The sequence below is a fragment of the Microbulbifer maximicatervae (SeqCode) genome (genome assembly GCF_052467385.1).
This window is the reverse complement of record NZ_CP174311.1, coordinates 4340702-4354838: the sequence shown is the minus strand read 5'-3', so window position 1 is coordinate 4354838 and position 14137 is coordinate 4340702. Positions and strand designations below refer to the sequence as shown.

At 51.5% G+C, this 14137-nt stretch carries 10 protein-coding genes; 1 reads left to right on the top strand and 9 read right to left on the bottom strand.

What is annotated here, in order from left to right:
* Positions 1–70 precede the first annotated feature (70 nt).
* From rimI to ACJJIR_RS18575, 5 genes are all read right to left on the bottom strand, one after another.
* Positions 71–547, bottom strand: coding sequence for a ribosomal protein S18-alanine N-acetyltransferase (gene rimI / locus ACJJIR_RS18595; RefSeq protein ID WP_444906437.1), 477 nt, complete (start codon positions 545–547; stop codon positions 71–73).
* The gene (locus ACJJIR_RS18590; RefSeq protein ID WP_444895225.1) at positions 544–1332 is read right to left on the bottom strand and encodes a uracil-DNA glycosylase family protein; all 789 of its coding nucleotides are present in this window, start codon (positions 1330–1332) and stop codon (positions 544–546) included. The genes rimI and ACJJIR_RS18590 overlap by 4 nt, the downstream gene beginning before the upstream one ends.
* A complete protein-coding gene (locus tag ACJJIR_RS18585; RefSeq protein ID WP_444906436.1) occupies positions 1333–2868 on the bottom strand; it encodes a 2-isopropylmalate synthase in 1536 nt (511 codons plus the stop codon).
* A 382-nt stretch (positions 2869–3250) separates the two neighbouring features.
* Entirely contained in the window at positions 3251–3730 is a 480-nt protein-coding gene (locus tag ACJJIR_RS18580) for a MarR family winged helix-turn-helix transcriptional regulator (protein WP_444906435.1), read from the bottom strand.
* Positions 3730–4209 carry a glutathione peroxidase gene (locus ACJJIR_RS18575; RefSeq protein WP_282934317.1) on the bottom strand — a complete coding sequence of 160 codons (480 nt, stop codon included), beginning with the start codon at positions 4207–4209 and terminating at the stop codon, positions 3730–3732. The genes ACJJIR_RS18580 and ACJJIR_RS18575 overlap by 1 nt, the downstream gene beginning before the upstream one ends.
* Before the next feature lie 171 nt (positions 4210–4380).
* Between ACJJIR_RS18575 and ACJJIR_RS18570 the strand changes: the two genes are divergently transcribed.
* Positions 4381–6312: a cytochrome c/FTR1 family iron permease gene (locus ACJJIR_RS18570; protein ID WP_444906434.1), complete on the top strand. Its 1932-nt coding sequence runs from the start codon at positions 4381–4383 to the stop codon at positions 6310–6312.
* A 49-nt stretch (positions 6313–6361) separates the two neighbouring features.
* Here ACJJIR_RS18570 and ACJJIR_RS18565 read toward each other — a convergent pair whose 3' ends face one another.
* From ACJJIR_RS18565 to ACJJIR_RS18550, 4 genes are all read right to left on the bottom strand, one after another.
* Complete coding sequence (locus ACJJIR_RS18565) at positions 6362–8185, bottom strand: MFS transporter (RefSeq protein ID WP_444906433.1); 1824 nt, start codon at positions 8183–8185, stop codon at positions 6362–6364.
* Between the two features lie 174 nt (positions 8186–8359).
* The gene (locus ACJJIR_RS18560) at positions 8360–10246 is read right to left on the bottom strand and encodes an MFS transporter (RefSeq protein WP_444895221.1); all 1887 of its coding nucleotides are present in this window, start codon (positions 10244–10246) and stop codon (positions 8360–8362) included.
* Positions 10247–10415: 169 nt separating this feature from the next.
* A complete protein-coding gene (locus ACJJIR_RS18555) occupies positions 10416–12479 on the bottom strand; it encodes a M13 family metallopeptidase (protein WP_444906432.1) in 2064 nt (687 codons plus the stop codon).
* Positions 12480–12633: 154 nt separating this feature from the next.
* Complete coding sequence (locus tag ACJJIR_RS18550; RefSeq protein ID WP_444906431.1) at positions 12634–13848, bottom strand: TonB family protein; 1215 nt, start codon at positions 13846–13848, stop codon at positions 12634–12636.
* Positions 13849–14137: the final 289 nt, after the last annotated feature.

Here is a 14137-nt window from a genome sequence, read left to right as displayed (position 1 = left end):
AGGGCAGGAGTGGTTGCCTGCCGTTCAAGGCCTTGTCGGTAAGGCGGGAATTCCGAATGAGAGGCTCATTCTACGACTGAGTGTCATTCAGAGCGAGACTCATGAGTACAGCGTCCTCGCGCATGCCGTTTTGCGCGGGGTAATAATTTTTGCGTATCCCGTCTTCAGAGAAACCCAGTTTGCGATAGAGGGAGCGCGCAGCGAGATTGGATACCCGCACCTCGAGCAAAATTCGCTCAACTTCGCTGGGTAATTCCGTTTTCACGCTGTTCAATAATGCCTCGGCGAGGCCCTGTCGGCGTTGCGCTGGGGATACGGCAATGTCCAGGATTTCTGCCTGGTCAAACAGGCTACTGATCACGCAACAGGCGATAATGTCATCGCCTTGGATCAGGACCCAGCAGTAGTGGCCGGCGCTGAGACTCTGCTGGTATTGGGCTTCACTCCACGGATGACTGTGGGCACTGTTTGCCAACTGGGCCAGAGATGCACAGTCGTCGGCATTGGCGGAGCGCAACTGTAGCTCAGTGTAATTTAAGTAGGTCATTCTGCGCGGGTTTCAGTCGGGTAACTAGTGCGCAACAGGTTCCACAGGGGGCGTTTTAGTTCGGGGGCTCGCAGTAGTTGCGAGAGGCTGGGCATACTAATTAAGCGGGCCTTCTGCCATTCGACAACCTGGCTTTCCAATGGGATCGGAGTGCAAAAGTCTTGAGCTTCACTGCCCATCAGCCAGATGGATTTAACCGGCATACGGGAATAAGAGGCCTCCAACCAGCTGGAGAATGTATCGCGAGCCTGTGAGGCGTCTTCGGCAGGACCAAAGCGATTTTCTGTTAAAGGCCATTGCAGGCGCTCCTGTTGCCGGGGGAGCTGGTGCCAGTGCAAGGCGCGGAGAATATTGTTGAACAGGGCTTCCAGGGGAAGCGCTGCACCGGGCTCGTGACTGTCCACGGCCAGGAGTTCCTCCCCAATACGCCAGCAGTTCAAAACAAAAGGTTTAACACTTTGCTGGGGGGGGGCAACAGGAGCCGGTGTCACTGCCACCGTCTCTTGTGGGCGTTTTGTCTGGTCGGTGAGAGCGCTTATTTCATCTAGCACACGGGCGTTGCGCTCCGGACTCTGTACCGGTTGGGTGATTATCTGATCTGCTGAGTGGGGTAGCGGGTTTTGAGCTATTCCACTTGCAACCAGAGGCTGCTGAGTCCCAGCAGCCTCTTCGGCGGGAGGCAGTTCGGCCTGGCGAGGATCGGGTGCGAGCGGCAATACGAATCGGGGCACATAGCTTGGAACTCCAAGTACTGATAAATATTCCGCTCGCTGAAGCTCGTTCACTTATACGCCCTGTTTCTTACTCTCACTGCTGGCGAGCAAGTTTAACGCATCCATATAGGCTTGTGCTGAGGCAATCAGGATATCTGTATCTGCGCCAACGCCGTTGACCAGGCGGCCGTCTTTTTCCAGGCGCACTGTGACGGACCCTTGGGAGTCTGTTCCTTGGGTGACCGCATTTACAGAATAAAGTTTTAAGTCGGCGCCGCTGTTTACCAGCTGTTCAATAGCTTTGAAGGTGGCATCTACGGGGCCGCCACCGCTGGCTTCAGTCTGCCGGAGTTCTCCGTCAATGGTGAGGCTGACAAAGGCCTGGGGGGCTGAGCCGATTTTGGTGCGCACATCCAGGTCGCTCAGTTGGAATCGCTCCACCGGTGACTCACCTCCGCTCACCAGAGAGTGCAGATCTTCGTCAAAGATCTCATGTTTCTTGTCGGCTAGGTCTTTAAAGCGGGCAAATACCTGCTGGAATTCTTCGGTATCGGCGAAATCTACCCCCAGCTCTTCATAGCGGGCGCGGACGGCAGCCCGGCCGGAGTGTTTACCGAGAACCAGACGGTTTTGACCCCAGCCTACATCTTCAGCGCGCATGATTTCGTAGGTCTCGCGGTGCTTCAGAACACCGTCCTGGTGAATACCGGACTCATGGGCAAATGCATTAGCGCCGACAATGGCCTTGTTGGGCTGTACCGGGAAGCCGGTAATCGACGACACCATTCTCGAAGTGGGCACGATGTGGCTGGTATCCAGCCCTGTTTCTACCGGGTAGAGATCCTGGCGGGTTTGTACTGCCATAACGATTTCTTCCAGGGAGGCATTACCGGCGCGCTCTCCCAAGCCATTGATGGTGCATTCCACTTGGCGCACACCGTTCATCACGGCCGACAGGGAGTTGGCAACGGCGAGGCCCAGGTCGTTGTGACAGTGGGTCGAAAAGATAGCTTTGTCAGAGTTGGGGACGTTCTCGATAACGCGGCGGAACATAGCCCCATATTCTTCCGGCTCTCCGTAACCAACGGTGTCGGGAATATTGATAGTGCCGGCCCCTGCCGCGATAACCGCTTCGATGATGCGATACATAAATTCCGGCTCGGAGCGGCTGCCATCCTCGAGGGAGAATTCCACATCGTCGGTAAAGTTGCGCGCTGTTTGAACCGCTTTCACTGCCTGCTGCAACACCGCTTCCGGCTCCATTTGCAGCTTGTATTTCATATGGATTGGAGAAGTGGCAATAAATGTGTGGATACGCGAGGCGTTGGCATTCTTCAGGGCTTCGCCAGCGCGCACGATATCGGCATTGACCGCTCGGGCAAGGCTGCAAACCCGTGATTCGGTAACGGCTTCAGCGACGGCCTTGACCGACTCGAAGTCCCCGGGACTGGCAATCGCGAATCCAGCCTCAATGACATCGACACGCATTCTCTCAAGCATGCGGGCGATGCGAATTTTTTCCTCTCTCGTCATAGAGGCGCCAGGACTCTGCTCGCCATCGCGCAGAGTGGTATCAAAAATGACTAACTTATCTTTTTTAGTGCTCATTTTCGTTTGTTCTCCTTATTTGCTTTGAGGCTAAACAGGGGGCCTTGCCGCTGTCTATGCATCGCTCAAATAAAGTTTGGAATTCTGTTGGGGGTGGGGGGGAGAAAAATTATATGCCGCGCAGGGGCAGTCGTAGCGAGAAAGCTAGGGCAAGAAAAGACTGGCGCTGAGTTATAAATGGAGTCTTCATATACAACAGTTTCCGCATTAGGTCGGATTCAGGGCATTATGAAGCGGAATCAACCGAAAGGTCAATGTATATCCTAATATTGGCGTACTATTTTCTGTTTTTGTTATTATGTTTTCGGTCTGGGCTGTTTTTTAGTGTTTATATCCTGTTTTTGAAGGGCTGCCCCACTGAGGGTTTCAATGGGGTCTGCTATTAAGGGGTGGTATCGGTCAATTTATGCAGAAACTGCCACAAGTCTCCGTGTAGTTGCTCTACCTCGCTGCGGCTGATACGGCTGTTGTCCAGCTGTGCTGTCACCCACTCTCTGGCTCTTGGTTTAAGGGCAAGGCTTTCCTCTGTCACAGTGATCAGGGTTATCCGTTCATCCTGATTGCTGCGGCGACGCTTGACCAGGCCGTTTTGCTCCATCCGCTTAAGCAGCGGGGTCAAGGTGCCGGAATCCAGCATCAGCCTCTGCCCCAGTGCACTGACGCTCTGCTCTTCTTCCGATGGCGCCTTGGTGTTGGCCCACTCCCACAGAACCATTAAAACCAGATATTGCGGATAGGTGATCCCCAATTCCTTTAGCATCGGCTGGTAGGCGCGGGTCATGGCTCGGGATGCGGCGTAGAGGGCAAAACATAGCTGGCGGTTCAGTGCCAGCTCGCCGGAATCGTCATCACAGACAATCATCAGAGCATACGCTCGATTTCTGTCTCCAGGGATGCCGGTGCATCCTTTGGCGCGTAGCGTTTAACATTTTCGCCATTCTTACCGATCAAGAACTTAGTGAAATTCCACTTAATGCCCTCGGTTCCCAATAGCCCCGGCGCACGTTTCTTGAGCTCCACAAACAGCGGGTGAGCTTCATCGCCATTGACGTCCAGCTTAGCGTAGACGGGGAAGCTGACTCCAAAGTTCAGTTCACAAAACTCCTGAATTTCCTCATCGCTACCGGGTTCCTGCTTGCCAAATTGATTGCAGGGAAAGCCCAGGACGGTAAATCCACGGTCTTTGTATTTTTTATATAAATCCTCCAGGCCCGCGTATTGCTTGGTGAAGCCACACTTACTGGCCGTGTTAACAACTAGCACCACCTTGTCTTTGTAATCGGCCAGAGTGGTCTTTTGCCCATCAGCGGTTTGCACAGGAATTGAGTAGAGATCGGTCATTGGGAGAGCCTCGAAGGTTTGTATTTTGCTAAATTTAGTTGTGCACAACCTTTTTTGCAACTGCTTTATTTGGGAGTAGCCCTTTTGCAGGCTTTATTGTGAGAATGATTACCAATTATATTATGCGCCAGATTGATAAAACCCTTTTGCAATAACAGTAAAGGATTCTCCATGCGCCTCACCTTACACTTGGCCCGCCTGCTAGTGGCGCTACTGGCCATTACGGTTCTACCCGTCCAAGCCCAGGCCTCCGGTCTTTCAGAGCAGGAATTGCGCCAGCTGATGCAGATGGCAGAGTACATCGGTGTAGATTACCCGGAAGCGGTGGCAGACGGGGAGATCATTAGTGACGATGAGTTTGCAGAGATGCAGGAGTTCGCCTCGGTACTGATCGATCGCGGCGCACAACTGCAAGAGTCGCCTGAAGCGGCGATGATCCGCACCGAGGCGGATGCGTTGCAAGCGGCGATTCTCCGCAAGGCCAGTGTGCAGGAAGTGCAAGCGCATACCGCCAAGTTGCGTCAGGGGCTACTATCTATCGCCCCCGCGCTATCTTTGCCCACTGCATTGCTGAATGTGGATGAGAGTCGCGCTATCTACCAGGCGCAGTGTGTTACCTGCCATGGTATCGAGGGTAAAGGGGATGGCCCCTTAGCGGCACAGTTGGAGCCGGCGCCGACAAACTTCTACGAGTTGGAGCGCGCTGAAAATCGCTCCCTGCTGGGCCTTTACGATGCTATCAGTAACGGTATCGATGGCACTGCAATGACCGCCTTCAAAAACCTGAATGAGCAGCAGCGCTGGTCCCTGGCATTTTATGTTGGCGGCCTGGCTTTCCAAGGTGAAGCGGGGGAGGGCGAAGGCGTTGAGCCGAGCTTGCAGGATATCGTGATGTACAGCCCCAATGTGCTGCAGAGTGATCGCCCGGAACTGTCCGGCGCGGCAGTTGCTTCCCTGCGTGCCGACCCCACACCCTTCTTTACTGGTGAGGAGAGCCTCAGTAGCCAGCCGATTGAGATAGCCCGTGCGCAACTGGAAAAGTCCCTGGTGGCCTACCAGGAAGGTAACTACGATCACGCCCGCACCCTGGCTATTAGTGCCTACCTGGACGGTTTTGAGATGGCGGAGAGTTCTCTGGATTCCCTCGACGCCGATCTGCGTAAAGCCACTGAGCGGGAGCTGCTCGGGCTGCGCAGTCAGCTGAATGCCGATAGTAACCCCGAGCAAGTCGGGGCTCAGGTACAGGTAATTCTTGAGCAACTCGGGCGCGCCGAATCTTTAATGCAGGAGACAACTCTCTCTGCGGGTGCACTATTTATTGCCAGCTTGGGGATACTTCTGCGCGAAGGTCTCGAGGCGCTGCTGGTTGTGATTGCACTGACAACGATCCTGGTAAAATCCGGTCGTCGCGATGCGTTGAAATTTGTTCACTTCGGTTGGATCAGTGCCGCGGTCGCAGGTGTTGTTACTTGGGTTGCCGCACAGAGTTTGGTTTCCATCAGTGGCGCCAGCCGGGAAGTTATGGAAGGGGTTGCAGCGCTTCTGGCCGCAGTTGTGCTCTTCTACGTGGGTTTCTGGATGCACAGTAAGACCCAGGCGGATCAGTGGCAGCAATATATCCAGAACAGCATCAACCGCAGCCTTAGCGCTGGCGCCCTGTGGGGCATTGCCGGTCTCGCATTTGTCGCTGTGTACCGCGAAATTTTTGAAACCATCCTGTTCTACCAGGCCCTATTGGTGCAAACAGCTTCCAGTCAGTACAGCGCCCTATGGGGGGGGCTCGCTGCCGGTGCGATATTGCTGGTTGTGTTGGGCGTTGCCTTTGTGCGCTTCTCTGCTCGCTTGCCTATAGGCAAGTTCTTCTCCATGACGACCTATTTACTGTTGGCGTTGTCATTTGTTCTTGCGGGCAAGGCTGTCGCGGCGCTGCAAGAAGCGGCGTGGATTGCGATTTCCCCGCTGCCGGTAAATCTCAGCTTTGACTGGTTGGGTATCTACCCGACTTGGCAAGGTGTTGGTATTCAGGGGGCAATACTGGTTGTCGCTCTGTGGTTGCTACTGAAAGGCGGCCGCTCAGATTCCAGTTCCGCTAAAGCGGCCTAAATGGCTTTTGGGTACCCGCAACTCTGTGGGTACCCTATTCTGCCTCTCTTTATTCGGCACCCTTCAGGTTATCGGATAGCAGTTCTGGAGAAATTTCTGCAAGCGGTATTGGGCTGCCAACCCGTACTATTGTCTTTAGGTTTCGTTTATAGCTAAACGAACCTTGGATCGATAGAGGGATAAATGGCAATGATGCGCCTTGAAAACTCTCCTTGAGCAGCGTGACAAGCTCCGTAATTTCTTTCCTGCTGTTTTCCTCAATCAGGATGCACAGAAGATCCCTGTTTGCCTCTGCCTCATGAATCGCATTGTGCTTTCTCTTGAGCTCTGAAGCTTCGATTTCATAGTAGTTTTTGGGGAAATAGTCACTTTTGCGTAAAAGTGCGTGAAGCCTAGGGCTGTTAGTAATGGCGTCGCTGGGGATAAAGCGAACCTTGCGTTGCGTTGCCCCGCTAACAATAAATGGGGTTAGCAGGTTAGAGTAGCGGGCAACTAAAAGTGCTGAACCTTCGCTAGGGATTTGCTCAGTCCCCTCGTATTTCGTGCGCCTGGGCAGGATATAGGTAAGCCAAGAAAGGGTGTCAAATAACATTTCCGGCATTCGAAAAAGCAGGAGTACTAAAAGAGCGAAATTTAGTACGGCCAGCAGGGTAAATACCTGGGGAATTGTCATTCCCACAGGCCCGAGTAGCCCAATAATAGAAAAAGATATAATGACTACAAATACGGCATTAAGGACATTATTTACAGAGATAACCTGCGCGCGAATTTGCTCTGCTGTCCTTTCCTGAATAATGGTGTATAGCGGTACGATAAAAATACCGCCGGCAACGCCAATGAAAGTCGTGATAAATAAAATGGTCAGTCCACCATCACTCTGTAGGAATTGGCTAAGGGATGCGTTGGAGAGCATCTGATAGTTTCCCGATAGGATGCCCAACCAAAGTCCCGCCACCGTCATTCCCAGCCCGCCGGCTGCCACCAAGCCCAGTTCAATACGACCGCGAGATAAGCTTTCACACATTAGTGAGCCTGTAGCAACGCCAACAGTTAGGCAGCAGAGTAGTATCGTGATTATTGGTTCACTGGCGCCAAGCACATTTCTGACAAAACTGGGAACCTGGGTTAGGTATGCGGTGCTAAATAACCAGAACCAGGAGTTTGCAATAATTGCGTAAAAAACGGTGGGTGTTTTGATTACTTCCCGCATAATTTTCAGCGTTTGGCTGATAGGGTTCCAATCTATTTTTAAATTGGGGGCGGAGGATGGAGCGGGAGGGATTGCCCTACTTGCGAGATAGCCTAGTACGGCGACAGTGACCATCACCAAGCTTAGATATAAAAGCCCTGGTTTTCCCTGGCCCACATCACCGGCTAGGAGGGTGCCGACAATTGTTCCAACCAGTAATCCGAAAAAGGATGCAACCTGGGCTAAACCATTTCCTCCAAGTAATTCTGATTGCTTTAGATGCTGCGGTAAGATGGCATATCGGACAGGGCTAAAGAAAGCTGTGTGGGTGGCAAAAAGTATTAATACGATAAAACTTAAAACTCGGTCATCAGTGAGTAGTGCAATGGCCCCGAGGATACTGATTAGTATTTCGGCGGCTTTAATAATTCTTATGACTCGACCCTTTTCATACTTGTCAGCCAATTGTCCAGCGGCGAGTGAAAATAGAAAATACGGTATGACATAGAGGCTACTGGCGAGATTAATCAGTGTATTGGCTTCTGCTTTGGCCAAATGAAATGCCAGTATGACTAGCAGGGAGTTTTTAAACAGGCTGTCATTAAAAACACTGCCTAACAGTGAGAGAAACAGTGGCGTAAAGCGGCGACTGGCGAGGAGCTTGAACTGGTTGCTTTGAGACATGGTTAAGCCTTCGTCCCTGTGCCGCCCTTAGCAGCTATGTATTTATATTCCCGCTATCAGAATAGGTGATCGGAATGATTTAAGGAGGGGGCTGGTGTCGTGGGGCAGGAGAAGAATTTATGTGCCTACCAGTGAAGTAGGCACATATCCTTGTCGGTTAAGAAAAAGGGGAGGCTAACGCTTCTCTCCGCGCAGGCCCAGCACCTGGCGGTATAGAGCCTCTGCCTTGGCACCGGCTGCTTCGACAGGCCTGCCGGCAACGACGCTCACCCGCGACCAAAAACGCTTAGGCAATGTAGTGAAGGCATGACCATCTTTGTGGCTGAAAAAGCTACCCCAGAGACCTTGGAGGGCCATAGGAATTACAGGGACGGGGGTTCTCTCCAGAATTTTTTCTATGCCGGCTTTAAATGGCTGTAGTTCTCCGTCTTTAGTTAACTGACCTTCGGGGAATATACAGAGAAGATCTCCATCTTTTAGCCCTTCCTCAATGGCTTGAAAAGCCTGTTCATAGCCTTCAGGGTCTTTCTGCTTGGAGCAAATTGGAATTGCCCGGCCTGTTTTGAAGACGAAGTGCAAAATTGGAATTTCATAAATGGGCTTGTACATAATAAAGCGGATAGGACGGCGGACAGCGCCGGCGAGTAATAGTGCGTCGACATAACTCACATGATTACAAGCGATTAGGGCTGGTCCCTCTGTGGGTATCTGTTCAAGCCCTTGGTGCTTTACCCGGTACATGGTGTGGGAAAGGGCCCAGATCAAAAAGCGCATAGCAAATTCTGGCACTTTGGCGAACACAAAAATGGCGACCGCCGCATTCATAAGTGCAATAACAAGAAAGAACTGCGGTATGGTCGCGTCCAGCATATTGAGGAATAGAATTCCAAGTAGCGCTGAAGCCACCATAAAGAGGGCGTTCAAAATATTGTTTACGGAGATAATTTGTGCACGAATTGCCGGGTCGGATCGATCCTGGATCATGGTGTACAGAGGAACGATGTAAAGACCCCCAAACATCCCCAGTAGTACCAGACAACTGAGAAGAGAGTATGCACCATCGGTACTTAGAAATGCGGTAAAGCTGGCTTCATGGAGTTCTGCAAAGTTTCCCCCGACAATACCCAGGGCGATACCACTTATGGTGAGTCCAGCCGCGCCAACAGGCACCAGGCCAAGTTCAATAAATCCACTGGAGAGGCGCTCGCAGATCAAGGACCCAATGGCAATACCAATGGTAAAACTGCACAGTAGCAATGTAACCACTGATTCACTGCCACCTAGGACATTCTTGGTAAAACTGGGAATTTGTGTCAGATAGGCCGCCCCCATTAACCAAAACCAAGATATACCAATAATGGAGTAGAAAATTGAGGGAGTACTCGCGCTGGCACGGAGTATTTTATGGGTTTGAGTAATGGGGTTAGGGTTTATTTTTAGATTGGGTGTGGGGGCTGGCGCTGCGGGGATTGAGCGGCTAGCTAGATATCCCAGGGTAGCTGCACCCATAATTACCAGGCCTAAGTAGAGAATTCCCTGTTGCCCATGGCCTGTGAGGCCTGCGAGTAGGCTACCGACAATTGTTCCCGTTAAAATGGCCACAAATGTCCCCATTTCCACCAGAGCATTACCCCCTATCAGTTCGGAACGCTTTAAGTGTTGAGGGATGATCGCGTACTTCACCGGGCCAAAAAAGGCGGACTGTATGCCCAAGAGAAAGAGCACAGTTAAACAGAGTGCGTTGCTTCCGCTAAAAAGGGCGAAAACACCTAGTGCACCGATAGCGATCTCTCCTAGCTTAATCCAGCGTATTAATCTCCCCTTGTCGTATTTGTCCGCGATCTGGCCGGCGGAGGCAGAAAATAAGAAAAAGGGAAGAATAAACAAGCCAGCAGCCAGGTTAATTAGTGCGTTTGCTTCACTTTCCACCAGGCGAAAGGCGATCATGACAATTAGGGCGTTTTTATAAACATTGTCATTGAAGGCGCCCAGGAATTGGGTGCTGAAGAACGGCAAAAAGCGGCGGCTAGTGAGAAGATGAAACTGAGACTGGTTAGCCATTGGCAACTCTCTTCTTATTTAAGTGAGCTAATGGTAAGTCATACTGCCGACGGGAGGTATCCCCGTGATAGAGGGTAAATTGGTACGCTAGATTAGGGGTTGTTGGGGGAGAGGTAGAATTGGTTGAAGGGAAACCCGGCCGCGTGGGCGGCCAGGTGACGGTACCGGTTTACCAGACAGTTACCCTTTCCTCTTCAGGCAGGTACATACCGTCGCCTTCCTTAATATCGAATGCTTCGTAGAAGGCATCGATATTTGGTAGTACGCCTTTCACACGATATTCAGCGGGAGAGTGACTATCTACCTTCAAACGTCCACTGAGGGCTTTATCGCGCATCTTGCTGCGCCACACCTGAGCCCAGCCCATAAACACCCTCTGATCGCCGGTAAAGCCGTCAATAACAGGTGCCTCTTCTCCATCTAGAGACATTTTATAAGCTTTATAGGCAATTCCCAGGCCTGATAAATCGCCGATATTCTCGCCCAGGGTCAGCTCGCCGTTGATGTGTTCACCCTCAAGCGGCTCGTAGGCGTTGTACTGGGATACGAGCTTGCTGGTCAGCTGCTCAAAATTGTTACGGTCGGAGTCGGTCCACCAGTTGTTGAGATAGCCGCGTCCATCAAATTTACTGCCTTTATCATCGAACCCGTGTCCAATCTCGTGGCCGATTACACCGCCGATACCGCCGTAGTTGACTGCATCATCCGCATTCATATTAAAGAATGGTGGTTGCAGAATCGCTGCAGGGAATACGATTTCATTCATGGCTGGGTTGTAGTAAGCATTCACAGTCTGTGGGCTCATGCCCCACTCATCGCGATCAATCGGCTTGCCCAGCTTATTGCGATCGTAAGAGGACTCAAACAAGTTAGCTGCCAGAACGTTGCCAATCAGGTCATCGGATTTAACTGTCAAGTTACTGTAGTCACGCCACTTGTCTGGGTAGCCGATTTTGGTGGAAAAATTGCTTAGCTTAAACAGAGCCTGCTTTTTGGTATCTTCGCCCATCCACTCGAGGGATTCGATGGATTCCCGGTAGGCGGCCTTCAGATTGTCCACAAGTACAACCATTCGCTCTTTAGCTTCAGGCGGGAAGTGCTTTTCTACGTAGCGCTTACCGACCAGCTCGCCTACAGAATCATTGACGAATTGCACGCCGCGCTTCCAGCGGGGTTCCATTTGTTCAATACCGTGAACGGTGGTGCCGTAGAAGTCGAAGCGCAGTTGTGCGATTTCGTCATGCATGTAGGGCGCCATTGCATTAAGTACTTTGACCTTCAGGTAGCGCTTCCAGGTTGCCAGCTCAGTATTGGCAATAATCTCATTGGCCGCTTCCAGGTATTCAGGCTGGCCGACAATAAAACTATCTGCCTTCTTCAATTGGGCTTTGGCCAGGTAGCTATCCCAATCTACAACGGGCATTAGCTCTTTAAGTTCAGCAACAGTTTTCTTGTTGTAGTACTTTTCCGGGTCCCGGTTATCAACGCGGCTGCGATGGTGTTTTGCCAAACTCTCCTCAAGTTTGAAGATCTTGTTGGCAAAGTCGTCAGCCTCTTTAAGTCCTGCGAGGCCTTGAAGATCAGCGAGGTAGGTTACATAGGCTTCGCGGAGTTTCTTACTCTTCTCAGTGTCCTCGAAGTAGTAGTCGCGATCAGGGAGTCCAAGGCCTGCCTGCCACAGGAAAGTCATGTAGTTTTCTACTTGCTTCAGGTCCTGCCAGATGCTTCCGCCAAATGGTACATCGTAGCCGACGGTATCCGCATAGGCGAAGAAATCGGTAAGATCCTTGCGGTTCTTAATTGCATCGACTTTGGCGAGTTCGTCGGAAACAGCGGAGAGCCCTTTTTTCTCGATCAGCTTTTTATCCATAAAGCTGTTGTAGAGATCTCCGATTTGCTTGGCATCGGCGCTCTTGGCTCCTTGGCTGGCTTCCATAATCAGAGCTTTGACTTGCTCGGTACTTTGATCTCTCAGAATAGAGAAACCGCCCCAGCGGGACTTGTCTGCAGGGATTTCAGTATTCTTCAGCCAAGTGCCGTTTACATAAGCAAAGAAGTCGTCTTGAGGCCGTACACTGGTATCCATAGCGCCCAGGTCGATACCCGAGGAAAGCTGAACCTGCTCAGCGGTAGCTTTACTACCGGTGGAGTGGTCGTGAGCGACAGCAAACAGAGGGAACTGGGCTCCCGCCAGGGTACCGGCAATAGCGAGTGGTAATAGTAACTTTTTCATTTTTGCTCTTTTGGCTGAATATCCGCCGAGCATACTAAAAGCAGGGGGTGAGCTGGGGCAAGAGGGCTGCGCCTAGCCGGGGATAAGTTGCGTTGGAGTGAGTTTAACCAAAAGCCCCGCATCGCGGGGCTTTTGGTACAAGTTGAGTAGCTATTTAATCTGGCAGGCGGAAAGTGATAGGGATAGAAAAGTTATAAGTATCTGTACCTAGCTGCGCAGGGACTCCAGGGTAGGGTCCAGCTCTGCGTACGGCAGCTTGGGCCTCCCGGTTAAGGCTGGCATGACGGGATTCCTGTACCGGTTGGATATCTTGTACCTGGCCTTGAGAATCAATAGTCACATTGAGGCGTACACTGCCTTCATGGCCCCGCTCTTGGGCTCGTTTGGGGTAGCGAATGTAGCGGAACGTGTGACGCAGCAAACTGGAGTGGTAGATCTGGCGTGCCAGAATCATATCAGCCGTCAGGGGAGCCTCTTCCTCCTCTTCCATCATATCTTCGGCATCTGCAGCCAGGAGCGGGCCATCCTCAGGAGGTACCGTAATAAGCTCAATCTCATCCTCAGCTTGTGCTGGAACGGCCCCTTCCGGTTGAGGTCCCTGTTCACTGTCCCCTTGAATACTATCGGCCTCAGTTACAACCGCTGCTGCGGGAGCGGTTGCGGCTAGGGCTAGAGTTGGAGGCGGAAGATCAGCAATTTCAATAGCCGGTTTAGGCTTAGTGGCTTCAGTTGGAGCCTCTTCGGCGGCAGTGGCCTCTTCCTGGCTTATTTGCTTGAGTTGTAATTCGGCAACTCTCTCGCTTGTTGGGGCCAGGGACTCGAATGTAGTTACCAGGCTACCTGACACTTGGCCGGCGGAAAGCAACCCATCTTTAAAGTCAGTAGAGGGAGGGACAGAACCAATCCAGGCTCGTAGCAAGGTATTGAAGAAGTCGGGGTCAGCAATCTCTCCAAGCCGAATACTGTTGAGGGAGATTGTTGTCGAGCCGGTATCGGCGGCGAACTCGATACTCAATTGATCACCGTGAGCAAAGCGCCCCTTAAACAGGTTGGCAAAGGTCACCATGTTTTCTGCCTGACTGCTGAGCGTATCTCCGCGGTTGTTAATCGCAATGGCTTCCATCCATTGATTGCGGAGTCGCCGTGCCGGCAGACTTTTGGTGATAACACGAACCTCCAAGCGCCGAGGAATATTGTTATCGAGTAGTGTGCTGGAATCCCGGGTTAGATTTTCCGAGTATATTGCAGCGATATAAATGTCTTTATTAAATTGTTTTTCTAGTGCAAGACCGTTTAAAAGTGGTGCAGCTTTCGCAGTGAGAGCAAATGTAAACACCCAAAAAGAGAGGACAATTTTTATCGATTTCATTGTTCTACGGTGTCTCAGTAGCAGGAGCAAAATGTTCCGCTAAGTAAGAATTCAGGGGCCCCAACCCCAATGCACACAAGTCAGATTAAAAAGTGCGCGCCCAAAGCTTGTGAGAGTACAATGTACTACTCACTACACCTAACTCTACTGTAACTGGAACGGAGTTCAAGCCTGATAAGGTCAGACTGTCCTCATTCGCCCAAGATAAAGGGTTGGTAAGGAAACGATTGTCACACTTAGAAACAGGTGTGCTAGGTCGATATCGTTTAGAATGGCACTTTGCAGAGTG

Bases quoted from the DNA above. Each gene is read 5' to 3' on its own strand.
- rimI (WP_444906437.1), bottom strand. From the start codon at position 547: ATGACCTACTTAAATTACACTGAGCTACAGTTGCGCTCCGCCAATGCC.
- ACJJIR_RS18585 (WP_444906436.1), bottom strand. From the start codon at position 2,868: ATGAGCACTAAAAAAGATAAGTTAGTCATTTTTGATACCACTCTGCGC.
- ACJJIR_RS18580 (WP_444906435.1), bottom strand. From the start codon at position 3,730: ATGATTGTCTGTGATGACGATTCCGGCGAGCTGGCACTGAACCGCCAG.
- ACJJIR_RS18575 (WP_282934317.1), bottom strand. From the start codon at position 4,209: ATGACCGATCTCTACTCAATTCCTGTGCAAACCGCTGATGGGCAAAAG.
- ACJJIR_RS18570 (WP_444906434.1), top strand. From the start codon at position 4,381: ATGCGCCTCACCTTACACTTGGCCCGCCTGCTAGTGGCGCTACTGGCC.
- ACJJIR_RS18565 (WP_444906433.1), bottom strand. From the start codon at position 8,185: ATGTCTCAAAGCAACCAGTTCAAGCTCCTCGCCAGTCGCCGCTTTACG.
- ACJJIR_RS18560 (WP_444895221.1), bottom strand. From the start codon at position 10,246: ATGGCTAACCAGTCTCAGTTTCATCTTCTCACTAGCCGCCGCTTTTTG.
- ACJJIR_RS18555 (WP_444906432.1), bottom strand. From the start codon at position 12,479: ATGAAAAAGTTACTATTACCACTCGCTATTGCCGGTACCCTGGCGGGA.
- ACJJIR_RS18550 (WP_444906431.1), bottom strand. From the start codon at position 13,848: ATGAAATCGATAAAAATTGTCCTCTCTTTTTGGGTGTTTACATTTGCT.